This is a genomic window from Amycolatopsis tolypomycina, assembly GCF_900105945.1.
Taxonomy (GTDB): Bacteria; Actinomycetota; Actinomycetes; order Mycobacteriales; family Pseudonocardiaceae; genus Amycolatopsis; species Amycolatopsis tolypomycina.
Genome location: NZ_FNSO01000002.1, coordinates 324502 through 347055 on the forward strand (window position 1 = coordinate 324502; position 22554 = coordinate 347055).

The 22554-nt window shown below is 73.0% G+C and carries 20 protein-coding genes; 5 read left to right on the forward strand and 15 right to left on the reverse strand.

The genetic code is table 11. The features are described 5' to 3' along the window. The first annotated feature begins 38 nt into the window (after window positions 1-38). On the forward strand, window positions 39-401 hold the full coding sequence (locus BLW76_RS03015; RefSeq protein WP_091304317.1) for a DoxX family protein: 363 nt from the start codon (window positions 39-41) through the stop codon (window positions 399-401). A 77-nt stretch (window positions 402-478) separates the two neighbouring features. Here the strand turns inward: BLW76_RS03015 and BLW76_RS03020 are convergent, their stop codons facing one another. From BLW76_RS03020 to BLW76_RS03035, 4 genes are all read right to left on the reverse strand, one after another. Continuing rightward, the gene (locus tag BLW76_RS03020) at window positions 479-1360 is read right to left on the reverse strand and encodes an IS3 family transposase (protein WP_091304318.1); all 882 of its coding nucleotides are present in this window, start codon (window positions 1358-1360) and stop codon (window positions 479-481) included. Further along, window positions 1357-1647, reverse strand: coding sequence for a transposase (locus BLW76_RS03025; RefSeq protein WP_091304319.1), 291 nt, complete (start codon window positions 1645-1647; stop codon window positions 1357-1359). The genes BLW76_RS03020 and BLW76_RS03025 overlap by 4 nt, the downstream gene beginning before the upstream one ends. A 167-nt stretch (window positions 1648-1814) precedes the next feature. After that, complete coding sequence (locus BLW76_RS03030; RefSeq protein WP_091304320.1) at window positions 1815-5051, reverse strand: ATP-dependent helicase; 3237 nt, start codon at window positions 5049-5051, stop codon at window positions 1815-1817. Window positions 5052-5318: 267 nt separating this feature from the next. Continuing rightward, on the reverse strand, window positions 5319-8492 hold the full coding sequence (locus BLW76_RS03035) for an ATP-dependent helicase (protein WP_091304732.1): 3174 nt from the start codon (window positions 8490-8492) through the stop codon (window positions 5319-5321). A 234-nt stretch (window positions 8493-8726) separates the two neighbouring features. Between BLW76_RS03035 and BLW76_RS03040 the strand changes: the two genes are divergently transcribed. Then, window positions 8727-9050: an MGMT family protein gene (locus BLW76_RS03040; protein WP_091304321.1), complete on the forward strand. Its 324-nt coding sequence runs from the start codon at window positions 8727-8729 to the stop codon at window positions 9048-9050. A gap of 28 nt (window positions 9051-9078) precedes the next feature. After that, entirely contained in the window at window positions 9079-9936 is an 858-nt protein-coding gene (locus tag BLW76_RS03045; RefSeq protein ID WP_091304322.1) for a siderophore-interacting protein, read from the forward strand. Between the two features lie 174 nt (window positions 9937-10110). On the opposite strand, the gene BLW76_RS03050 is transcribed toward BLW76_RS03045, so the two are convergent. The 6 genes from BLW76_RS03050 to BLW76_RS03075 all read right to left on the reverse strand — a co-directional run bounded on the left by BLW76_RS03050 (window position 10111) and on the right by BLW76_RS03075 (window position 14710). Then, window positions 10111-10593, reverse strand: coding sequence for a hypothetical protein (locus BLW76_RS03050; RefSeq protein ID WP_143060534.1), 483 nt, complete (start codon window positions 10591-10593; stop codon window positions 10111-10113). Between the two features lie 123 nt (window positions 10594-10716). Next, entirely contained in the window at window positions 10717-11220 is a 504-nt protein-coding gene (locus BLW76_RS03055) for a hypothetical protein (protein WP_091304324.1), read from the reverse strand. Next, on the reverse strand, window positions 11217-12302 hold the full coding sequence (locus tag BLW76_RS03060) for a CU044_5270 family protein (RefSeq protein WP_091304325.1): 1086 nt from the start codon (window positions 12300-12302) through the stop codon (window positions 11217-11219). Before BLW76_RS03060 ends, BLW76_RS03055 begins: the two co-directional genes overlap by 4 nt. After that, complete coding sequence (locus BLW76_RS03065) at window positions 12299-12901, reverse strand: RNA polymerase sigma factor (protein WP_091304326.1); 603 nt, start codon at window positions 12899-12901, stop codon at window positions 12299-12301. The genes BLW76_RS03060 and BLW76_RS03065 overlap by 4 nt, the downstream gene beginning before the upstream one ends. Window positions 12902-12927: 26 nt before the next feature. Next, window positions 12928-13749: a uroporphyrinogen-III synthase gene (locus tag BLW76_RS03070; protein ID WP_091304327.1), complete on the reverse strand. Its 822-nt coding sequence runs from the start codon at window positions 13747-13749 to the stop codon at window positions 12928-12930. Continuing rightward, the gene (locus tag BLW76_RS03075) at window positions 13742-14710 is read right to left on the reverse strand and encodes a helix-turn-helix transcriptional regulator (protein WP_091304328.1); all 969 of its coding nucleotides are present in this window, start codon (window positions 14708-14710) and stop codon (window positions 13742-13744) included. The genes BLW76_RS03070 and BLW76_RS03075 overlap by 8 nt, the downstream gene beginning before the upstream one ends. A gap of 63 nt (window positions 14711-14773) precedes the next feature. Here BLW76_RS03075 and BLW76_RS03080 point away from each other — a divergent pair, with 63 nt between their 5' ends. Next, a complete protein-coding gene (locus BLW76_RS03080; protein WP_167384443.1) occupies window positions 14774-15172 on the forward strand; it encodes a DUF3224 domain-containing protein in 399 nt (132 codons plus the stop codon). A gap of 9 nt (window positions 15173-15181) precedes the next feature. Next, window positions 15182-16276, forward strand: coding sequence for a DNA glycosylase AlkZ-like family protein (locus BLW76_RS03085; RefSeq protein WP_091304330.1), 1095 nt, complete (start codon window positions 15182-15184; stop codon window positions 16274-16276). Between the two features lie 178 nt (window positions 16277-16454). Here the strand turns inward: BLW76_RS03085 and BLW76_RS03090 are convergent, their stop codons facing one another. The 5 genes from BLW76_RS03090 to BLW76_RS03110 form a co-directional block, all read right to left on the reverse strand. Then, complete coding sequence (locus tag BLW76_RS03090) at window positions 16455-17117, reverse strand: DUF4097 family beta strand repeat-containing protein (protein WP_091304331.1); 663 nt, start codon at window positions 17115-17117, stop codon at window positions 16455-16457. A gap of 105 nt (window positions 17118-17222) precedes the next feature. Continuing rightward, window positions 17223-18326, reverse strand: coding sequence for a uroporphyrinogen-III synthase (locus tag BLW76_RS03095; protein ID WP_091304332.1), 1104 nt, complete (start codon window positions 18324-18326; stop codon window positions 17223-17225). Continuing rightward, on the reverse strand, window positions 18323-18667 hold the full coding sequence (gene nirD / locus BLW76_RS03100) for a nitrite reductase small subunit NirD (RefSeq protein ID WP_091304333.1): 345 nt from the start codon (window positions 18665-18667) through the stop codon (window positions 18323-18325). The genes BLW76_RS03095 and nirD overlap by 4 nt, the downstream gene beginning before the upstream one ends. After that, window positions 18664-21186 carry a nitrite reductase large subunit NirB gene (nirB, locus tag BLW76_RS03105; protein WP_091304334.1) on the reverse strand — a complete coding sequence of 841 codons (2523 nt, stop codon included), beginning with the start codon at window positions 21184-21186 and terminating at the stop codon, window positions 18664-18666. The genes nirD and nirB overlap by 4 nt, the downstream gene beginning before the upstream one ends. 1 nt (window position 21187) lies before the next feature. Continuing rightward, window positions 21188-22546: a nitrate/nitrite transporter gene (locus BLW76_RS03110; RefSeq protein ID WP_167384444.1), complete on the reverse strand. Its 1359-nt coding sequence runs from the start codon at window positions 22544-22546 to the stop codon at window positions 21188-21190. Window positions 22547-22554: the final 8 nt, after the last annotated feature.

Below are 22554 nucleotides of genomic sequence, written 5' to 3' on the forward strand. Positions count from 1 at the left end.
GAACCGGACACCGCGCCGCCGCGTGAAACGATGAGTTCATGGCAACCTCGCAACGGCCCGCGCACCTGTTGGCGGGCGCGCTGGGCTTCATGGGCGTCCTGCACTTCGCGGTACCGAAGCCGTTCGACGGCCTGATCCCGGCCGCGCTGCCCGGGTCCCGCCGGGCGTGGACGTACGGCTCGGGCGTGGCGGAGCTGGCGGTCGCGGCCGCGGTGGCGGCACCCCGCACCCGCCGGCTCGGCGGCCTGGCGGCGGCGCTGTTGTTCCTGGGCGTGTTCCCGGGCAACGTGAAGATGGCGGTGGACGCCCGCTCCACGCCGCAGCGCGCGATCGCCTGGGCCCGCCTCCCGCTGCAGTGGCCGCTGATCGCCTGGGCCCTGAAGGTCCGCGACAACGCGTAACGCGTGATCAGGCGGTCGACACGCGTGATTGAAGGGTCAACTCTTGGAGTTGCCCCGGTGAGGCGGACACGGGGTTTTCAGGCAGCTGAGGCCTGACGATAGTTGATTCGGGCTTCGGCTGGGGTGTTCTGGCCGACCGTTGAGTGCAGCCGGTTGTGGTTGTAGTAGTGCAGCCAGGTGAACACGTCCTGGCGCGCCTCGGCGCGGGTGCGCCAGATCGAGACACCGATTTCGGTCTTCAGGGTGGCGAAGAAGGCTTCGGCGACGGCGTTGTCGTAGCAGGACCCCACCCGCCCGACCGACGGGCGGATCCGGTGCTCGGCGAGGGCGGCCCGGAACTGGCTGCTCGTGTATTGGACTCCGCGGTCGGAGTGGAACACCGCGTCGGGCTGGATGAGGCCGCGGGCGGTCGCGAGGTCGATGGCGTCGCAGACGAGGTCGGTGCGCATGTGGTCGGCCATGGCGTGGCCGATGACCTCCCGGGTGTGCAGGTCGATGACGGTGGCCAGGTAGAGCCAGCCCTCGAAGGTGGGCAGGCAGGTGATGTCCCCGACCAGCCGTGTCCCGGGTTTCTCGGCGGTGAAGTCGCGGCGGATCAGGTCCTGTGCTGGGGTGACCGGGCCGGCCGCAGGCCGGGTCAACGCTCGGCGTTTGCGGCGGGTGATCCCGGCCAGGTCGTGTGCGCGCATGAGCCGCTCGACCCGCTTGTGGTTCACCACGATCCCGCGGCGGTGCAGTTCGGCGGTGATCCGCGGGACGCCGTAGGCACCCTGGTGTTCGGCATGGATCTCGGTGATCAGCCGGACCAGTTCGGCCTCGGCCTCCGCCCGGCGGATCCGGGCTGCTTCGGCGGCGACCCATTCGTGGAAGCCTTGCCGGCGCAGGCCCAGGACCTGGCACAACCGCTTGACGCCGTAGATGGCGCGGTGTTCGGAGATGAACCGGTAGCGGTAGATCATCGATCCATCTCGCGCGCAAAATAGGCGGCCGCTTTCCGCAGGATCTCCTTCTCTTTCTGCAGCTCAGCGACCTGCTTCCGCAACCGCGTCACCTCCAGGGCCTCCGCCGGGTCTTCTGCCGGCGGCCCGGCCTCCGCGGCCTGCTTGGCGGTGTTGACCCACGCCCGCAGGGTCTCGTGGTTGACCCCTAGTTCGCGGGCGATCTGCCGCAACGGCCGGTCACTCGAGTTGACCAGCTCGACCGCGTCCCGTCGGAACTGCTCCGGATACTTCGACCTGGAAGACATCAGGACATCCTCCCTCCAGACCACTGTCTGGAATCAAGGTGTCCGGCCCCACGGGGCAACTCCACTCTCGTGATTGAAGGGTCGACACGGCGCCGGACCCAAGTCCCGGCGTGTCGACCCGCCAATCACGCGTGTCGGCTTCTCAATCACGCGTGTCGACTCTCTGGTCACGCCTCGGGGAGGTCGCGGAGGAGGCTGCGGAGGCCTTCCGGGTCCAGCAGGTCCGCCGGCCGGACCGTGCGGTTCGCGCGGACGTAGTGGAACGCCGCGCGGACCTGCTCGACCGGGACGTTCTTCAACGCCGCCCACGCCATCCGGTACGCCGCCAGCTGGACAGACAGCGCCGGGATGCGGGACTCCGGCGGGACCGCGCCGGTCTTCCAGTCGACCACCGTCCAGCCGCCGTCGGGGTCGGCGAAGACCGCGTCCATGCGGCCGCGCAGGGTGATGCCTTCGACGTCGGCCGAGAACGTCACCTCCACCGCCACCGGGACCCGCGCCGCCCACTCGCTCTTCTCGAACTCCGTCTGCAGTTCCTCGAAGTCCGCGTCGGGGGCCTCGCCGAAGTCGGCCGCGCCCGGGAGGTCGTCGATCTCGATCAGCTGGTCGCCCGCGAACCGGCGTTCCAGCCAGCCGTGGAACTCGGTGCCGCGGCGGGCGAAGCTGTTGGGCTCCACCGGGAGCGGCCGGCGCAGGTCCGCGGCGAGGCGGCCGGCGTCGTCGGCCAGGGCGACCAGCTGGCTCACCGAAAGCCGCGAGGGCAGCGGCACCCGCTTGACGTGGTCGTCCTTGCGCGCCCACTCCTCCAGCAGGACGTCGGTGTCGGTCACCCAGCCGTCCGGATCGTCGTCCTCCTCCTCGGCCGGTTCGGGGGACGCCAGCGCCTCGCTCACCAGCTCCACGCCGGTCTGCACGCCGGTGCGGCGGTCGCCCAGCGGGTCGACCGGCCAGCGCGCCGCCCGCGAGTCCGAGACCAGCGGGTTTTCGTCGTCCTCGGTGGGTTCCGGCGCCCATTCGGCGAGCTGCCCGACACCGGTCTCCCGCAGGACGTCGGCGATCTCCGTCAGGAACTCCGACGGCCCCTTCGTGCGGCTGCTGCTTTCGTTCCACCAGTGCCCGGAGACGATCAGCGCGTGCTCGGACCTCGTCAGCGCGACGTAGCAGAGCCGTCGTTCCTCCGCCTGTTCCCGCTCGACGAAGCCGGCTTCGTGCAGTTCCAGTCCTTCTTGGACTTCCTTGCGGTCGTGTCCCTCGGCGATGTCCAACGTCGGCAGGTCCTCGGCGTCACCGCGCAGCTTGGCCGGCAGGGACGTCGCCGTCCGCAGCCACGACGACGACCGCCGTCGGCCGGGGAACACGTCCTGCACCAGGTGCGGCACGGCGACGACCTCCCACTCGAGGCCCTTCGCCGAGTGCACGGTGAGCACCTGCACCCGGTCGGGGACGACCTCGACCTCGCCCGGCGTGAGCCCGTCCTCGGCGTGCGCGGCGGTGTTCAGGTAGTCCACAAAGGACAGCAGGGTCGCGGTCGGCGCCGTCTCGGCGTAGTCGGTGACGACCTCGGCGAACGCGTCAAGGTGCGCCCGCCCCGCGGAGCCCGGCCGGGCCAGCGATTCGACGTCCAGCAGCATCGTGCGTTCGACGTCGGCGACGAGCTCCGGCAGCGACTGGTCGAGCCGCCGCCGCAACGCGGCCAGCTCCCAGCCGATCCGCTTGATCCGCTTGAACCCCTCTTCGGAGTACCGCGCCGGGTCGCCCGGCTCGTCGATGGCGTCGATCAGCCCGGCCTGCTCGACGCGCTCGACGACCAGTTCCGGCGTGTCGGGTTTTTCGGGACTGGACAGCTCGCCGGCCCGCCGCCACAGCGCGGCGACGTCGGCGGCCGAGAGCCGCCAGCGGGCCCCGGTCAGCAGCCGGGCCGCGGCGCTGCCGGACAGCGGGTCCGCGAGCACCTTCAGCGTCGACACGAGGTCCGCGACCTCGGGCTCGTCGAGCAGGCCGCCGAGCCCGACGACCTCGACCGGCAGCCCGCGCGCCCGCAGTTCGGCGGCGATCGGGGCCATGTCGGCGCGGCGCCGCACGAGCACCGCGGCGGTCGGCGGCTTGCCGGCCTCTTCCTGGTGGGCGTACCAGCGGCGGGCGAGGGCATCGGCGACCCACGCGCGCTCGGCGCGGATGTCCGGCAGGAGCGCGCACGCGATGTCCGCGGGCCCGGCGCCTTCGCGCGCCCGCAGCCGTTCGACGCCGAGACCGCGGGCGCGCAGGGGTTCGGCGATCGCGTTCGCGAGGTCGAGGATCTCCGGCGGGTTGCGGAAACTGGTCAGCAGCCCGAACTCGTGCGCGGGGACGAGCCGTTCGCCGTCGAAGCGCGGGAAGTCCGTGGTGAAGCGGGGCAGGTTGGCGGCGCTGGCCCCGCGCCAGCCGTAGATGGCCTGCGCCGGGTCGCCGACGGCGGTGACCGGCATCGGCGGGTTCTCGACGCCGCCGAACAGCGCCCGCAGCAGCACGCGCTGGGCGTGCCCGGTGTCCTGGTATTCGTCGAGCAGGACGGCGCCGTAGCGCTCGCGTTCGCCGCGCACGACGGACGGATACCCACCGGCGAGCTGGGCGGCGAGGGACATCTGGTCGGCGAAGTCGAGCGCGCCTTCGTTGCGCTTGCGGCGGTGGTAGTCGTCGACGAGCGGGAGCAGCGCGAGCCGGAAGTGTTGCGCCGCCATGATTTCGGTGAGCTTCTGCGGCAGCGCGGCCCGCTGCCCCTTGGCGCGCGGGGCGTTTTCGATGACAGTGCACAGCCACGACGTGTACTCGGCGAGCTCTTCGGTGGAGACGAGGTGCTCGCCGAGCTCCCCGGCCAGGGCGAGCAGGTCGGCGGTGACGGTCGGCGGCACGCGGTCGGTGTCGAGCTCGTTGTCCCAAGTGGACACCACGCGGTGCGCGATCTGCCAGGAACTCGTTTCGGACAGCAGCCGGACGCCGGGCTGGACCGGCAGGCGCAGGCCGTGTTCGGACAGCAGCCGCCCGGCGTAGGCGTGGTAGGTGAGGACGGTGGGTTCACCGGCGACGACGGTGGCCCGCAGCCCGCCGGTCGGGTCGAGCCGGTCGAGCAGGCCGGACCCGGCGAGGCGGCGCAGCCGGGCGCGGACGCGTTCGCCGAGCTGGCGCGCGGCTTTCCGGGTGAAGGTGAGGCCGAGGACGCGGTCGGGGCTGACGATGCCGTTGGCGACGAGCCAGACGACCCGCGCGGCCATGGTTTCGGTCTTCCCGGCCCCGGCCCCGGCGACGACGAGCGAGGGTTCCACGGGCGCGGCGATGACGGTGGCCTGCTCGGGCGTCGGCCGGTGCAGCCCGAGCGCATCGGCGAGTTCGGCGGGCTCGACGGGGTTGGCGACGACGAGCGGGCTCACGGCCACACCTCGCGAAGCGCCGCCTGGCTGGCTGGCTCGCACCCGGCGGCTGAACTCACCAGATAGTTCATTGGCCCACCGCCCGGCCGCCCCGCCACAGCCCAGACCGAACTCGCCAGATAGTTCATTGGCCCACCACCCGACCGGGTGTCCCGCCGCCCGCCCTGCTCCCCCGCCGCCGCCGCGCAGCCAACGAACTCACCGGATAGTTCACAACCTCGGCCCCCACCCACCGACCCGCGTCACCGAGCGAACTCACCGGATAGTTCACGGCCCCGGCACCTGCCGCCCCTCGGGGCGCAGCGGGCAGCACCCCCGCGCCGGGCATCGGTCGCAGTCCGGGTTCTCCTGGGCCTGGTAATCCGGCCCCGCCGCCGAAGCCGCCGCCTTCTGGACCAGCTCCAGCCACTGCTTCCCCGCCACCTCGTCCATCGGCGGCTGGGACCGCTCCGTCGATCCCGTCTTGTTGTTCGCCTTCGCGACGTACACCAGCCGCGCGCCGCCCGCCTCCGTGCGGCCCTCGATCGCCCCCAGCAGCACCGCCAGCTGGTACGCCGCCAGCTGCGGGTGCGCCTCGGCCTCCGCGCCCGACACGGGAACCTTCCCCGTCTTGATGTCCACGATCACCGGCCGCCCCTCGGAGTCGAGCTCCACCCGGTCGACCCGCCCGCGCAGCAGCACCCGGACGTCGTCCGACTCCCCCACCGGCAGCTCGACCTCGATGTCCTGCTCGACCCCGGCTTCCTTGAGCTCCGCCCGGCTGCGCTCCAGCCACGTCGTGAAGTTCCGCAGCATCTGCTCGACCCGCCGCCGCTCCCGTCGCGAGAACCACGGCGCCCCCGCGTCGACGCGCACCCAGGCCTCGTCCAGCGCCCGCTGCAGCTCCGCGTCCGTGCTGCCGGACGCGACCGCCTGGGCGAGCCCGTGCACCAGCGTCCCGGTCACCGCCGCCAGCTGGGCCGGGTCGCTGCCGCCGTGGCGCTCGATCATCCAGCGCAGCGGGCACTTCGTCAGAATTTCCACTGTGGACGGTGAGATCCGGATCAGGTCGCCGGGCGGGTGCACCGGCTCGTCGCTGGACGCCGGCAGCAGGCCGTACCACGTCGACGGGTGCGCGCCGGGCACGCGAGCGTCGGCCAGCCGGGCCAGCTGCTTCGCCGCCCGACGCCGCCGCGCCGGGTCGGCCTTGTCGTCGCAGACGACCTCGCGCAGCTCCCCCACCAGCTCGGCGAGCACCAGCGACCGGCCCGGCGGCTTCATCCGCGAGTCGAGCCCGCCGTCGTCGGCGCCGTTCTCCTCCAGGTCGTCGAGGAACCGGGACGGCTGCTCGTCCTCCCCCGACACCGCCGTGACCAGCAGCGTCCGCTTCGCGCGGCTCAGCGCGAGGTAGAACAGCCGCCGCTCCTCGGCGAGGATCGGCGCGGTCTGGGAGACGGCGTCGTCGTCGACGCCCGCCATCAGGTCCTTGAGCCGCTCCACACCCAGCACCGACCCGCGCAGCCGCAGGTCCGGCCACGCGCCCTCCTGGACACCGGCAACCGCGACGACCGTCCATTCGCGACCGGCGGCAGCGTGCGCGGTGAGCAGCGACACGCCGTCCGACGGCACGGCCGCCGGCGCCAGCGTGTCGCCCGCGATCCGTTGCGCGCCAAGGTAATCCGCGAAGGAAGCAACGCTCGCCCGCGGCAGCCGGTCGACGTACCGGCCGGCGGCGTCGAACAGCGCGACGACGGCGTCGAGGTCGCGATCGGCCTGCGCCCCCAGCGAGCCGCCGCGCTCGACCTGCTTCAACAGCTTGTCCTGCAGCCCGCTTTCCCGCCACAGCTGCCACAGCACCTGCTCGACGCCCTCGCCGCGCGCCACGGCCTGGTGCGTGACGCGCAGCAGCCCGCCGACGCGCCGCACGGGCTCGGCCTCGGCGTCGGCCAGCCCGGCGAGGATGTCGCCGCCGCGCAAAGCCTCCACGAGCAGCTCGTCGCTCGACCGCTGGCCGCCGCCGGCCAGTTCGAGCCGGCGCAGGCCGCGCCGCAACCGCCGCAACGCCAGGGGATCCGCGCCGCCGAGCGCCGACGACAGCAGCATTTCCGCGAGGTCGACGTCGAGCAGCTCGGGCGACGGCGCGAGCTTCAGCACGGCCAGCAGCGGCCGCACCGCGGGCTGCTTGGCCAGCGGGAGCTCCTCGGTCGCCGACCCGATCGGGACGCCGGCGGCGCGCAAAGCTCGTTGCAGGACGAGGAAAGTCCGCGCGGGCGAGCGGACGAGCACCGCGATCTCCGACCACGGCACGCCGTCGACGAGGTGGGCGCGGCGGAGCTGGTCGGCGATCCAGCTCGCTTCGGCGGCCGGGGTCGGCATCACGCGGACGCGGACGTTCCCCCCGGTGGCGCCCTTGGGGGGCAGGATCTTGCGGTGCGGCGACGCGCCCGGCAGCGTCGCGCCGATCTTGGCGACGGCCAGCCGCACGGCCGGGGACAGGCGGTGCGCCGCGGTGAGCGTGACGGTCCGGCTGCCGTCCGGGTCCGCGTCGGCGAACAGGCTCGCGTCGGCGCCGCGGAAGGAGAACACGTTCTGGTCGGGGTCGCCGGCCACGACGAACTCGGCCGCGGTGTGCCCGATCATCCGGACCAGGCTGGTCTGCAGCGGGTCGAGGTGGTGGGCGTCGTCGACGAACAGGTGCCGGACGCGGGTGCGCTCGCGTTCGCGCAGCTCGTCGTCGTCCTCCAGGGCGAGCAGCGCGGACGTGACCAGTTCGGCGGCGTCCAGCGCGGGCGCGCTCGCCACGCCGAGCGCGTTGCCGCCCGCGCCCTGCAGCTGCGTGACCTCTTCGTACTGCGCCCAGAACTGCCCGGCGGCCAGCCATTCCTCGCGGCCGCGGCGGCGGCCCAGCTCGGCGAGGTCCTCCGGGCCGAGCCCGCGCTCGGCCGCGCGCATCAGCAGGTCGCGCAGCTCCTCGGCGAACCCGGGGACCATCAGAGCGGGCCGCAGCTGTTCGGGCCAGTACTCGGCTTCTTCGTCGAGGTCGCCGGCCAGCAGTTCGCGGACGACGACGTCCTGCTCCGCGCCGGCGAGCAGCCGCGGCGGCGGGAGCTCCTCGGCCATCGCCTCCAGCCGCAGCAGCGAATAGGCGTAGGAGTGGACGGTGCGGACCAGGGGTTCGCGGACGGTCCGGGGCAGCGGCCGCGCCTGCTCGGGGTCGGCGGTGAGCCGTCGGGTGATGTCGGCGCGCAGCGCGTCCGCGGACCGGCGGGACGTGGTGAGCACGAGCACGCTCTCCGGGTCGGCGCCCTCGGCGATGCGGCGGGTGGCGGCCGAGGCCAGCAGCGCCGTCTTGCCGGTGCCCGGCCCGCCGAGCACACGGCGGAACCCCCCGGGTGCGGAGAGCAGGCGCCGGGCGCCTTCGTCCCAGGTGAACGAGGGTGTGGCGGTGATCGGCGTGCGCACCAGCCGCGCGTCCGCCTGCGCCGTTCGCCTCCCGTTCACCCCGCGATGGAACCACGCCGGGTCCCCCGGGTGGCGCACCGGCACGGCTTAGCGGGGGTTCGTTCGGTGAAGGCGCCGGGCGGTGCGCTGGATGGTTGCGAAAAGTGTCGGTGACATCCGGGGCTCCGCCCCGAGTCGGGGGCTCCGCCACCCGAACCCCCGAAAAATGTCGTACCCATCCGGCAGAGTGTCGGTATGGACGACGTTCTGCACGAGCGCGTGCGGGAGATCATCGAGTCGGTGCCGGCCGGCTCGGTGGCGACGTACGGCGACATCGCGGCCCTCGCGGGGGCGCCGTCGCCGCGGATGGTCGGCGCGATCCTGGCCGAAGACGGCCACGACCTGCCGTGGCACCGCATCCTGCGCGCGAACGGCACCCCGGCTCCGCACCTGGTCCACGACCAGCTGGAGCGGTTGCGGGCCGAAGGCGTGCTGGCCGACGGCCAGCGCGTCGACCTGCGGAAGTACCGGTGGAAACCGGAAGGAGAGGAGGACCACGGACCGGAAGGACTGTTCTGACACGGCGTGATTAGGTTAGCCTCGCCTAATGACGACTCAGGTGGAGAGCCCGGCCTTGACGTACCACCGGGCGCGGGTGACCGCCGTCCGGCTGCTGACGCCGCACATGGTGCGGGTGACGTTCGCCGCGGAGAGCTTCCGCGAGGTGCCTGCCGGGGCGCCCGACCAGTACGTCAAGGTGTTCTTCCCGCTGGCCGGGCAGGAGGCGCCGGTGCTGCCGGAGACCGGCTCCGACGTGCTGTCCTGGTACCGCACGTACCTGGCGATGCCGGACGACGTCCGCCCGCCGATGCGCACGTACACGCTCCGGGCCCACCGCCCGGAGCGCGCGGAGCTCGACGTCGACTTCGTGCTGCACGGCGATTCCGGGCCGGCCTCGGCGTGGGCGTCGCGGGCGCGGCCGGGCGACCGGGTGGCGTTCCTGGGGCCGCACGGGCTGTACGCGCCGCCCGACGGCAGCGACTGGCAGCTGCTGGTGGGCGACGAGACGGCCCTGCCGGCGATCGGCGCGATCGTCGAGCAGCTCCCGGCGGGCACGCGCGCGTCGGTGTACGTCGAGCTGGCGGACCGCGCGGACCGGCAGGCGTTCGAGACGCGCGGGACGGTGGAGGTCCACTGGGTGCTGCGCGGCTCACGGCCGCTGGGCGAGGCGCTGCTGGAGGCGTTGCGCGGAGCGACGTTCCCGGGCGGCACGCCGTACGCGTGGGTGTCCGGCGAGGCGGGCGTGGTGAAGTCGGTGCGGCGCCACCTGGTGCGCGAGCGCGAGGTGGCCAAGGCACGGATCTGCTTCACGGGCTACTGGCGGCAGGGGCTGAGCGAGGAAGCGGCGGGCCGCGAGGCGGTCCGCGCGGCAGAGGCGGGCGAGCTGCCGGCGGACGAGGACTGACGGTCGCCCCAAGCGCCCCAATGTGGCGTTGGTTGCTCCATCCATGCCCCCGCCACCACCCTCAACGGAGGCGCTCCGCGCCGCAGTGCCGAACCAACGCACCCAATGTGGCGTTCGGTGCGTCCAACGCACCGAACGCCACATTGGGGCGCACTGGGCCCAGCCGGGCAGCGGCTACCGGAACCGGGCCACCAGCGGCGTCGGGAGGTCCGGGTTCGGGCCGTCCATCGCGCCGGTGGTCCACAGCCTTCCGCTGCCCGGCACCCGGGTGATGCCATACAGCGCGCCACCGGCGGCGTCCGGTGCCGGCGCCGCCCGCCAGCGGCCGTCGGTTCCGCGGCGGAGGGCGTACGCGTGGAGCTGCCTCGCGTCGTCGTACCGGTAGCCGACCGCCCACACCTCGCGGCCCACCGTCGTCACCGCGTTGAGCTGGCCCTGCTCGTCCGGGGTTCGCTCGAGCACCGCACCCCGGGTCGTCAGGCGGAATGCCAGCGGCTTGCGCTCGTACACGCCGCCGGTGGTCGCGTTGCCCACCGCCCACACCTGCCCGTCCGACACCGTGAGGGCCGCCAGCCGCGCCGAGCCCAGCGTGGCCGTGGACGGCAGGGCGATCCGGTGCCACGCCACGCCGTCCCAGTGCAGGACGAGGGGCGCCACTCCGTCGCCTTCCGCGATGGTGCCGGCCGCCCACACGTCGGCCGGGCCGGTCGCCGCGACCGTGGCCAGGTCCGCGTCGAGCAGCTCGGCCGGGAGGGCGACGCGCGTCCAGCGGACGCCGTCTCAGTGCCGGGCGATCGGCCGGGTGTGCTCGCCGTCGGCCGCCGTGCCGACCGCCCACGCGTCCGACTCGCCCGTCGCCGCCACGCCGTACAGGTGCTGGCTGACGCCGGGCTCGTCGTCGGCGGGCTCGGGCGACCACTTCCGCCCGTCCCAGCGTTCGATCAGCGAGACCGTCCGGCCGGGCAGCCACCGGTCGCCCACCGCCCAGACCCGGCCGGGGGCCGCGGCGGCGATCGCGTTCAGGCGGCCGGGCCGGCCGTCGGGCGACGGCGGGACCGGCACCCGCGACCACGCTTTGCCGGTCCAGCGCCAGGTCTGCGGCTGGAACGTGACGACCGGCCGGTCGTCGACGACCTGCCGGTCCAGGGTGAACCCGGCGGCCCAGACGTCGTGCGCGGACAGCGCCGCCGTCGCCACCAGGTTGCCCGGCTCCGGCGTGACCGGGACGACCTCCCAGCCGGGCGTCACCGCCAAGGTCGCGGCCACCAGGATTTCCGTGATCACATGTCCCCCAGGCGCTCGACGACCTTCTGGTTCTTCGTGGCGGAGTAGACGACGGTGCCGGGTGCCATCCCGTCGAGCGCGGTGGCCGTCACCATGCGGAACCCGAGCGTGCGGGACGTCTCCGGGTCGATGACGAGCTCCGTGCGCTTTCCCTTGGCGGTGAGGGCGATCGCGACGCCGGCGCGCCCGGCGAGGTCGACCTGGCCGGGGATCCGCTCCACCCCGGGCACCATCGCGAGCGCCTGGTACAGGGCGGCACGCAGGGCGGGCGGGAGCAGGGCGTCGGCCGCGGTGGCCAGGCCGGTGCCCGCCTTGAAGACCTGCCGGTCGCCGTCCGGGCCCGGCACGTCCACCGACTCCCGCAGGACCGCCAGCAACCGGCCGGGGTCCGTGGGCAGCGACGCCAGGTACGCGGGCGTGGGGTTGCCGAGTCCGGGCGCGGCCGGCGTCTCCGCCGTCTTGGGGTGGGCGGCCGGGTCGTAGGTGGCCGTCGTGACCTTGGTGTAGTCGGTGCCGTACCGGGCCAGCTTCGCCCCGTCCGCCGGGGTGAGCGGGTGCGCCCCGAGGCCGCGGGTCGTGCGCACCAGCTTCGGCGCCGTGCCCTCGGCCACGACGCTCCACCGTTCGGTGACGTCTTCGGTGACGTAGTAGGCCGGGCCGTCCGGGCCGGTGGCCGACTGCACGGACGTGGCGCGGTCCGCGGTGTAGAGGTAGCCGCCGTGGCCGAGGTCGAGGGGCTGGGCGGTCGCGACCCGCTTGACGACCAGTTCCACGGTCGCGGGCACGCTGCCGGCCGCGGTGATGGCCTCGGCCCCGGTGTCGCGGGCCGGTGCCGGGGCCGCCGCGGGGGTCACGGGCGCGCGCTCCGGCCACAGGCTGATCGTGGTGGCGGCCGCGACGGCCACGGCCACCGAAGCCGCGACGGCCAGGACGGCCACTGTGCGCCGCCGGGCAGGCCGGCGCGCGGTGGCCGTCCTGGCCAGGACCGTGGCGCGGATCCGGGCCAGATCGGCGGGTTGCGGCCGGGGCCCGGCCTGGTGGTGGTACCGCAGCGCCGTGTCGACGACGTCGTGCTCGGTCATGCCGGTCCTTCCAAGGTCGTGATGCCCCGTTCGCGGAGGGCGGCGCGCAGCCGTGTTCTCGCCCGGTTGAGCCGGGACATGACCGTGCCGATGGGGATGTCCAGCGCGGTCGCGATGTCGGCGTAGGTCAGGCCGGCGGCGAACAGGTAGAGCACGTCGCGCTGGCGGCGGGAGATCCTGTCGAGTTCGCCGGCCAGCGCCCGGACGGCGGTGTCCGCGTCCGCGCGGGCGACGGCGCGCTCGGCCGTGCCGTCCGCCGCCGGCTCGCCGTGGAGCCGGATCAGCTTGCGGTGGCGGGCTTCCGTGGCGCGGTAGCGCCGCAGCACGTTGGTGGCGATGCCGTACAGCCACGGCAGGGCACTGGAGTGCGCGGGGTCGAACCGGCCGCGGCGCTCGTAGGCGATGGTGAAGGTGTCGGACACCGCGTCGTCGACGGCTTCCGTGCCGACGCGCCGGGCGCAGTACCGGTAGATCGCCGGGGCGTGCCGGTCGAAGACGGTGCCGAAGTCCGTTCGCGTCCCGGCGAGCAGGGCCGCGTCGGTCGGGGGATCCGACCCGGGCGCCCGGGCCGTGGCGGGGGTTTCGGGAACTGTTTGCACACCCCTCTTCCGCGCCCGGCGCGGATCTATTCCGCCGTCTCCTTGCCGAGCCGCGTGACCAGGAGCTTCACCAGTGCGCCCAGCCGCTGGCGGTCCGGTTGCAGCGTCGCGACACCCGCCTCCTCCAGCGGGGCCGCGGTCACCGGGCCGACACAGGCGCACACCAGCGGGCCTTCGCGCAGGGCGGTGAGCAGCTGCGGGTAGCGCCCCGAGGTGCGGGCCAGCGTCAGGAAGTTCGCCGCGGCCGGGGCGCTGGTGAACGCCAGTGCGTCCAGCTCGCCCGCCAGGACCGCGTCGATCAGGTCGTACACCGGCGTGACGTCCGGCGGCGACGTCCAGCGGTACGGCTGCACCTCGGTCAGCCAGGCGCCCGCCTCCACCAGGGAGGCGGTGAACTCGGGCAGCGGTGTTCCGTGCAGCTGGACCGCCGTCCGCTGCCCGAGGACGCCCGCCGCCGCGACGGCTTCGAACAGCTCGGCGTTCGACTCCGACTCGGCCGAGAAGAACTCCCGGAGCCCGGCGCCGCGGACCGCGCCGACCGCCTTCGGCCCGCGGGCGTAGATCCGCGACTCCCGCAGGTGGTCCACCAGCTGCTTCCGCAGGCCCCAGCCTTCGGCCGCCGCCAGCCAGCCGCGGAAGCCCGCGCCGGTCGTGACGACCGTGATGTCGACCGGCGACATGACGAGCTTCAGGGTGGCGTCCTTCAGCTCGGGGTCGGTGTCCAGCGGCACGATGGTGATCGTCGGCGCGTGCCGGACGGCGGCGCCGTAGCGTTCCAGGGCCGCGATGAATTCGCCGGCCCGCCGCTCGGCCGTGACCCCGATCGCGATGCCGCTCAGCTCACCCATAGAACGCGCCCATCTCCTCGATCGCTTCGGCCAGCTCCGCCCGCAGGTCCGCGAGTTCGAGGACCTCCAGGTGCGGCCCGAAGCGCAGCAGCTCGCCGATGGCCGGTTCCCCCGGCTCCACCGGCAGCTCCACGGTGAGCCAGCCGTCCGCGTCGGGCTCGTTCGGGCAGTCGCGCAGGGCGCGGGCGCCGACGGAACCTCCGTAGAACGGTACGAGAGCCTGCGCGCGCGGCGAAAGGCGCACCACCGCGACGCGCGGGTACATCCGGCGTTCGAACTGCTCGGACCACTCCTGCCAGTACCGCGCGAGGTCGAACCCGGCCGGCCGCTCGAACACCTCGCCGAGGTCGGTCAGCTCCAGCACGCGCGAGACCCGGTAGGTCCGGTCGGTGCCGTCGCAGCGGCCCGCGAGGTACCAGTTGCCCGCCTTGAGGATCAGGCCGAGCGGCTCCAGCTCCCGTTCGACGACCCGCTGTCCCCAGCGTTCGTAGCGGATCCGGATCCGGCGCGACGACCACACGGCGTCGGCGATCGCCGACAGCGCCGGCAGGCTTTCGATGCCCCGGTGCCAGCCGGGGACGTCCAGGTAGAACCGCTCGGCGACGCGCCCGGCGCGATCGCGCAGCTCGGCGGGCAGCGCGGCGTACAGCTTGAGCTGCGCCGCCGCCAGGACGGTGCCGAGGCCCAGCTCGGCGGCGGCCACCGGCAGCCCGGCCAGCGACAGCGACTGGGCCTCTTCCTCGGTCATCCCGGTGAGCCGGGTGCGGTAGCCGTCGACCAGCCGGTAGCCGCCGGTCCGGCCGCGGTCGGCGTACACCGGGACGCCGGACGCCGAGAGCGCGTCGATGTCCCTATAGACCGTGCGCACCGAGACCTCGAGCTCTTCGGCCAGCTCCTCGGCCGTCATCCGGCCGCGGTTCTGCAGCAGCAGGAGGACGGACAGGAGACGGCTCGCGCGCATGGCTCGAATTCTGGCAGAAATACCTGACACAAGCTGACAGGTATGCCCGGCAGGGTGGTCCCCATGAACGCATTCACCACGAAGAACTGGGAAGAGAAGATCGTCAGCGGCACCGAGGGCAGCGGCCCGCGGGTGGCGTACGCGCACGCCCTCTTCGCCTACAGCGGGGTCCTCGAGGGCGAGTCCACCTGCGACCTTCTGCTGTACTACGCGGGCGAAGGGTACGAAAGCGGCGAGACGACGTCGCCGAGCTTCGAGCGTTTCGAGGGTAAGGTCGAGGGTCGCGAAGGGACGTTCGTCATCCGCCACGAGTACACCTTCGACGCCAAGGGCATCGCCTCGACGTTCACCGTCGTCCCCGGCTCGGGCACCGGCGAGCTGGCCGGGCTCACCGGCAGCGGCACCGCCGGGGGCACGATCGGCGAGGACAAGGTGGGCTACACCTTCGAGTACGCGTTCTAGGAGCCGCACGTGGACCGCCGTCAGGTACTCGCCTACCGCATCGCCGAGCACGGCCTGCACCGTTCGGCGCGGGACGTCGCCGACCTCGCCGTCGTCCGGGCCGGGCTGCAGGACAGCATGCGCGACACGGCGTTGCTCGCGCTCGCGGCCCGGCTCGACGGCCCGGTGTCCCCGGACGGGCTCGTCCTGGCCTGGACGCTGCGGGGCGCGCCGCACTACCACCTGCCGGCGGACCTGCCTTCGGTGATCCGGGCACTGGTCCCGCTGGACGACGCGGACGCGCTGGCCCGGATGTTGTGGCAGCGCAAGGAACTGGCGGCCACGGGACTGGCGGCGTCCGAAGTGGTGTTCACGGCGGCGGCCGCGTTGCGCGAAGTGGTGAAGGCACCGATGACGAAGGGTGCGGTGTCGACGGCGGTCACCCGGCGCCTGCCGCCGTCGTTCGCCCGCTGGTGCCGCGGCTGCAACGCCACGCACATCCACGAGCAGCTGATGCGCATCGCGTCCCCGCTCGGCGGCCTCCGCCTGGTGGCGGGGGCATCCCCGGCGACGCTGGCGCCACTGGAGGGCCGCGGCCGGCTGCGGAAGACACCGGACCCGGCCGCGGCGACGGCGGTGGTTGCGCGGTACCTGCGGCTCAACGGCCCGGCCTCCCCGGGCGAGGCGGCGGAGTTCGCGGGCACGGCACGGGCGGTGGTCGACCGGACGTGGCCGTCCGACCTGGTTCCCGTGCAGGTGGAAGGCAAGACGCGGTACTTGCCGGAGGACCGGCTGCCGGCTTTGGAGAACCCACCGGAGCCGGAACTGGTGCGGCTGCTGCCACCGCTGGACCCGTTCATCCAGGCCCGCGACAAGGCCCTGCTGGTCCCGGACCCGTTGCGACGCAAGGAAGTCTGGAAGATGCTGGGCAATCCCGGGGTGCTGATCGCCGACGGCGACATCGCGGGCACGTGGCGGACGAAGGGCAGCGGGACGAAGCTGACGGTGACGTTGACGGCGTTCGACCCGCTGCGCCCGGCGGTTCGCGAGGAGGCAGAAGCCGAGGCGGCCCGGGTGGCGGCGGTGCGCGGGTTCGAGAAGCACGCGGTCACCTGGGCCGGCTGACCCCACCCGCGGGGGCGCCCCCCGTTTTCCACTCTACCGGCAGGCACCGACAGTTTCGGTCGCCGACGGGTCCGGCCCAAGCGCCCCAATGTGGCGTTGGTTGCGTCCAACGCACCGAACGCCACATTGGGTGCGCTGGACGCACCGAACGCCACATTGGGGCGCTCCGGGACCGGCCTCACAGGCTGTGGGCGTCGATGTCGCCGTAGGACGTGGTTGCCCGGATCGCCAGGGCCGGCGATCCTTCGTTCTTCAGCGCGTTCCGGATCCGGCCGTACGTCGTCCCCGCGTCGAGCGACGCCGAGACACCCTCGGCCGCGCCGACCGAGATGTCGCCCGCCTGGGTGCTGAGCACCAGGTCGCCGCTCGATGCCGAGGCGATGCGGATGTCGCCCTTGCCCGTGGTGATCTCCGCCGGGCCCGTCAGGCGGCCCACCGAGACGTCACCCGCGTGGGCCTTCAGGCGCAGGCTCGCGGCCTCGTCGAAGACGACCTCGCCGTGGGCGCCCTCGACCTGCACGTCGCCGAGGCGGCCGACGCCCCGCAGCGCGACGCTGGCCGACTTGGCCTCGACCGACGAACCGGCGGGCAGCGAAACCGTCACGTCGACCGCTCCGGACGGGCCGAAGTACTGGTTCTTCGCCGCGAGCGAGATCCGCAGGACGCCGTCCTCGAAGGAAACCGACGCCTCGGCAGCGGCCTTCACGTCGCGGCTCTTCGCCGGGTCGGCGGGCAGGACCTGGACGGCCGTGTCGGAACCAGGAGCGGCGACGAACCGGACGCGGCCGGCCGGGATGTCGAGGATGGTGGTGATCGGGGCGGTGGTGGTGAAGTTCTGCATCGGATTCTCCTTGACGAAGTGGTGGTGTGAGACCACCTTCGCCGGGCCCGCTGACACCGGAAGGCCACCGCACTGACACGGCGACTGACACTGCTGACACGCCCGTCAGGCGTCCACCGCCAGCCGGTACCCGCGCTTCACCACCGTCTGGACCACCTTTCCGCCACCCAGTGACGTCCGGAGCCGTCCGATCGCCGTCTCCACCGCGTGCTCCTCGCCGCCCCCGGGCAACGCCGAGATCAGCTCGCGCCGGGACACCACCCGGCCCGGTGACGCCGCCAGGGCCCGCAGGATCGCCATCGGTGCCGGGGCCACCTCGCGCCACTCGCCGTCCACGATGGCCGCCTGGCCGCGCAGCTCGATCGCGTGCCCGCCCGCGCGCAGGCGCGGGGACCGGTCCACCAAGGTCTCCGCCACCGTGCGGGCCAGCGCGCCGATCCGCGCCCGGTGGGGCTGGACCGTCGGCACCCCCAAAGCCGCCAACGGTCCAGCCGTTATGGGTCCGACGCAGGCCGCCACCACCGGGCCGGACAGCGCCGTGACGAGCCCCGGCAACCGGCCCGTGCGCCGGGCCAGTGCGATGAGCGACGCCGCCGCCGGCGCGCTGGTGAACGGCAGCGCGTGGATCGAGCCGTCCAGCACCCCGTCGAGGAGCCGGTCCACCGGGCCCGGGTCGACCGGGCCGACCCAGCGGTACACCGGGATTTCGATGACCTCCGCGCCTGCCGCGCGCAGCGTGTCCACGAAGTACGGCAACGGCTCCCCGTGCAGCTGCACCGCGATCCGCTGCCCGTCGACGCCCGAAGAGAGCAGGTGCTGCAGCAGCTCGGCGTTGCTCTCCGACGCCGGTGAGTACGACTCCGACAGCCCGGCCGCCCGCAGCGCACCGGTCACCTTCGGCCCCCGCGCCAGCAGCGAAGCCGCCGAAAGCCGGGAAAGCAGCGAATCCCCCAGCCCCCAGCCCTCGGCCGCCTCCAGCCAGCCGCGGAAGCCGATGCCGGTCGTCGCGACGACCGCGTCCACCGGCGCGGACAGCAGCGCCGTGGTCGCCGCGTGGAGCTCGGTGTCGTCCGTCAGCGGCACGATCCGGATCGCCGGGCCGTACCGGACGCTCGCCCCCTTGCGCACCAGGAGCGCGCCGAGCTCGTCAGCCCGGCGCGCCGCGGTGATGCCGATCACGAAACCGGCGAGTGGGAGGACATCGCTCACGCGCTCTCCACTTCGACGACGCCTTCCCGCACGCGCACCTCGTACACCGGGACCGAGACGCCGTCGGCGTCCAGGCACTTCCCGCTGTCGAGGGCGAACCGCTCCTTGTAGACCGGCGAAGCGACCACCGGGATGCCGTCCGCGTCACCGACGATGCCGCGCGAGAGCACCGCCGCGCCGCTGCACGGGTCCCAGTTGGACAGGGCGTAGAACCGGTCGCCGGGCAGCCGGAAGATCGCCACCTGCACGCCGCCGTCGAGCAGCGCCGCCACCCCGGCGTACTCGGGCACCGCGCCGACGGGGCAGACCGCCGTCCAGGTTCGCTCGATCGACGTCGTCATCGCCGCACCTCGCTGTTCGAAAAGCTCGGAACTCCCAGCATCACGGGGACTTTCTGCTGCCGCTCCTCGCGGAACGAGATGGCCGGGTCGGGCGCGCCCGGCGCGTTGACGAAGGAGGTGAAGCGGGCCAGCTTCTCCGGGTCCTCCAGGACGCCCTTCCACTCGTCGGCGTAGTTGTCGACGTGCTTGGCCATCGCCGCGTCGAGGTCTTCGCAGATGCCGAGCGAGTCGTCGACGATCACCGCGCGCAGGTGGTCGAGCCCGCCCTCCATCTCCTCGATCCACGGCGCGGTCCGCTGCAGCCGGTCGGCCGTGCGCACGTAGAACATGAGGAACCGGTCGATGGTCCGGATCAGCGTCTCGGTGTCCACATCGGACACGAGCAGGTCGGCGTGCCGCGGGGTGGTGCCGCCGTTGCCGCCGACGTAGAGGTTCCAGCCGTTCTCCGTGGCGATGATGCCGAAGTCCTTGCTCCGCGCCTCGGCGCACTCCCGGGCGCACCCGGACACCGCCGACTTGAGCTTGTGCGGCGAGCGCAGCCCGCGGTAGCGCAGCTCCAGCTCGATCGCCAGCCCGACGCTGTCCTGGACGCCGTAGCGGCACCACGTCGAGCCGACGCACGACTTCACCGTCCGCAGCGCCTTGCCGTAGGCGTGCCCGGACTCGAAGCCCGCGTCCACCAGCCGGCGCCAGATCAGCGGCAGCTGGTCCACGGTGGCGCCGAACAGGTCGATCCGCTGGCCGCCGGTGATCTTGGTGTACAGCCCGAAGTCGCGGGCCACCTCGCCGATCACGATCAGCTTGTCCGGCGTGATCTCGCCGCCGGGGATCCGCGGGACCACCGAGTACGTGCCGTTGCGCTGCAGGTTCGCCAGGTACCGGTCGTTGGTGTCCTGCAGGGTCATCTGCTCGCCGCCGAGCACGTGCCCGTTGCCGAGGGTGGCCAGGATGGACGCCACCGCCGGCTTGCAGATCGCGCAGCCGCTGCCCGAGCCGTAGCGGCCGATCAGCTCGCTGAACGTGGTGATCCGGGTGGCCTGGACGATCTCGAACAGCTCCGCGCGCGACTGCGGGAAGTGCTCGCAGACGGCCTTCGACTGCTCGACACCGGCCGCGGTGAGCAGCCTGCCCAGCAGCGGGACGCACGACCCGCACGCCGTGCCGGCGCGGGTGCACGCCTTCAGCTTCGGGACGCTGTCGCAGCCGTCCTCGTGGATGGCCTTGGTGATCGCGCCCTTGGTGACCGCGTTGCACGAGCAGATCTGCGCCGCGTCGGGCAGCGCGTCGACGCCGACCGCCGCGCCCCCGCCCGCCGGGGCGAGGATCGCGCCCGGCTCGGCCGGCAGCGGACGGCCGACCAGCGCGCGCAGCGTGTTGTACTCGGTCGCGTCGCCGACGAGCACGCCACCCAGGAGGGTCTTGCCGTCGTCGGTGACCACGAGCTTCTTGTACGTCCCGGCGACCGCGTCGTTGACGGCGACTTCCAGCGCGCCTTCGGTGGCCGCGTGCGCGTCACCGAAGGAAGCGACGTCGACGCCCATCAGCTTCAGCTTCGTGGACGTGTCCGGCTCCGGGAACGTCCCCGAACCGCCGGTGAGCTGCGCGGCGACGATCTCCGCCATCGCGTAGCCCGGCGCCACGATGCCGTACACCTTGCCCTCGACCGCGGCGCACTCGCCGATCGCGTAGATCGCCGGGTCGCTGGTGCGGCAGGACGCGTCGGTGAGGACACCGCCGCGCGGGCCCAGCTCCAGGCCGGACTGCCGGGCGAGGTCGTCGCGCGGCCGGATGCCGGCGGAGAACACGACGAGGTCGACGTCGAGCTCGGTGCCGTTGCCCAGCTTGGCCAGCAGCCGCGAGCCGTCGGCCTCGATGGAGCTGGTGGACGTTCCCGTGTGGACGGTGACGTCCAGTGCCGTGATCATCCGGCGGAGCATCGAGCCGCCACCCTCGTCGACCTGCAGCGGCATCAGCCGCGGCGCCATCTCGACGACGTGCGGGGACAAGCCCATGTCCCGCAACGCCTTCGCGGCTTCCAGGCCGAGCAGGCCACCGCCGATGACGACGGCCGAGCGGCGGCCGCGGCCCGGCTTCTCGATCGCCGCGGCGCGGATCGCGTCGAGGTCCTCGATGGTCCGGTAGACGAAGCAGCCGTCCAGGTCGTGCCCCGGGACCGGCGGCACGAACGGCCGCGAGCCGGTGGCCAGCACCAGTGCGTCGTAGGAGACGACGGCGCCGGACGCCGTGGTCACCGTGCGAGCGTCCCGGTCCACCGAAACCGCCAGCTCACCGAGCCGGAGGTCGACGTTGGCATCGTCCGCGTAGTCCGAGCCGGGCAGGGCCAGCGTGGCCGGGTCCCAGGTGTCCACATAGGACGTGAGGGCCACCCGGTCGTACGCCGGGCGCGGCTCCTCGGACAGGACGACGACGTGCCAGTTTCCCTGTGGGTCTTCCGCGCGCACCGCCTCCACGAGCCGATGGGCGACCATGCCGTGTCCGGCGACGACCAAGGTGGGCATCTCAGACCTCCGCTCCCGCGAGCGCCAGACCGCGCTCACTCGTGGGCTGTTCGGCGGGCTTCCGCAGGTAGACCGCCCAAGTGACGGCGAAGCAGAGCCCGTAGAAGACGAGGAATCCGACGAAGGCGGGCACGCCGCTCTTCGCGTCGGCGAACGACTGCCGGAAGGCGAGGTTGATCAGCAGGCCGCCTTCGGCACCGATCGCGCCGGCCAGGCCGATCAGCGCGCCGGACAGCCGCCGGGCCTTGAGCAGTTCGGCCGCCTCCTCGGCGCCGTTCGCGATGGCGATCTTGGCCTTGGCGCGGAAGATCGCCGGGATCATCTTGTACGTCGAGCCGTTGCCGATCCCGGCCAGCACGAACAGCACCACGAACGCGACCGTGAACAGCACCAGCGACTTCGAGGTCGAGGCGAAGATCAGCACGACCGTGGCCGCCGCCATCCCGGTGAAGGTGGCGAAGGTGATCTTGCCGCCGCCGATGCGGTCGGACAGCCAGCCGCCCACCGGCCGGGAGAGCGAGCCGAGCAGCGGGCCGAGGAACGTCACCGCGGCCGCCTGCAGCGGGGTGCGGCCGAACTGGTTCTGCAGCACCAGGCCGAAGGCGAAGCTGTAGCCGATGAACGAACCGAACGTGCCGATGTAGAGGAACGACATCACCCAGGTGTGCGGCTCCTTGACGACCTCGCGCATCGCCTTGGTGTCGCCCTTCATGCTGGCGAGGTTGTCCATGTAGAAGTACGCGAGCACGGCGGCGACCACGATCAGCGGGATGTAGATGTAGAGCACGAGCCGCGGCGCGGTCGCGCCCGCCGTGCCGATCACCAGCAGCCCGACCAGCTGGATCGCCGCGACGCCGAGGTTGCCGCCGCCGGCGTTGAGGCCGAGCGCCCAGCCCTTGTGCTTCTCCGGGTAGAAGGCGTTGATGTTGGTCATCGACGAGGCGAAGTTGCCGCCGCCCACCCCGCCGAGGGCGGCGACGAGCAGGAAGGTGCCGAGCGAGGTGCCGGGGTGCAGCACGATCGCGGCCAGCACGGCCGGGATCAGCAGCAGCACGGCCGACACGACCGTCCAGTTGCGGCCGCCGAACTTCGCCACGGCGAAGGTGTAGGGCAGCCGCATCAGGCCGCCGATCAGCGTCGGCGTCGAGACGAGCAGGAACTTGTCCGCGGCGGAGAACCCGTAGTCCTTGCCCATGAACAGGACGATGACCGACCACAGGGTCCAGATCGAGAAGCCGATGTGCTCGGCGAAGACGGAGAACCAGAGGTTGCGGCGGGCGATCTTCTTGCCCGTGGACTCCCAGAACTCTTCGTTCTCGGGTTCCCAGTGTTCGATCCAGTGCTTGCCTTGGTGGGCCACGGCGTGCT

What these genes read in the sequence shown, in the direction of transcription:
- BLW76_RS03090 (WP_091304331.1), bottom strand. Translation starts at nt 17,117, where the DNA reads ATGCAGAACTTCACCACCACCGCCCCGATCACCACCATCCTCGACATC.
- BLW76_RS03025 (WP_091304319.1), bottom strand. Translation starts at nt 1,647, where the DNA reads ATGTCTTCCAGGTCGAAGTATCCGGAGCAGTTCCGACGGGACGCGGTC.
- nirB (WP_091304334.1), bottom strand. Translation starts at nt 21,186, where the DNA reads ATGCCCACCTTGGTCGTCGCCGGACACGGCATGGTCGCCCATCGGCTC.
- BLW76_RS03070 (WP_091304327.1), bottom strand. Translation starts at nt 13,749, where the DNA reads ATGGGTGAGCTGAGCGGCATCGCGATCGGGGTCACGGCCGAGCGGCGG.
- BLW76_RS03015 (WP_091304317.1), top strand. Translation starts at nt 39, where the DNA reads ATGGCAACCTCGCAACGGCCCGCGCACCTGTTGGCGGGCGCGCTGGGC.
- BLW76_RS03075 (WP_091304328.1), bottom strand. Translation starts at nt 14,710, where the DNA reads ATGCGCGCGAGCCGTCTCCTGTCCGTCCTCCTGCTGCTGCAGAACCGC.
- BLW76_RS03080 (WP_167384443.1), top strand. Translation starts at nt 14,774, where the DNA reads ATGAACGCATTCACCACGAAGAACTGGGAAGAGAAGATCGTCAGCGGC.
- BLW76_RS03020 (WP_091304318.1), bottom strand. Translation starts at nt 1,360, where the DNA reads ATGATCTACCGCTACCGGTTCATCTCCGAACACCGCGCCATCTACGGC.
- BLW76_RS03040 (WP_091304321.1), top strand. Translation starts at nt 8,727, where the DNA reads ATGGACGACGTTCTGCACGAGCGCGTGCGGGAGATCATCGAGTCGGTG.
- BLW76_RS03060 (WP_091304325.1), bottom strand. Translation starts at nt 12,302, where the DNA reads ATGACCGAGCACGACGTCGTCGACACGGCGCTGCGGTACCACCACCAG.
- BLW76_RS03045 (WP_091304322.1), top strand. Translation starts at nt 9,079, where the DNA reads ATGACGACTCAGGTGGAGAGCCCGGCCTTGACGTACCACCGGGCGCGG.
- nirD (WP_091304333.1), bottom strand. Translation starts at nt 18,667, where the DNA reads ATGACGACGTCGATCGAGCGAACCTGGACGGCGGTCTGCCCCGTCGGC.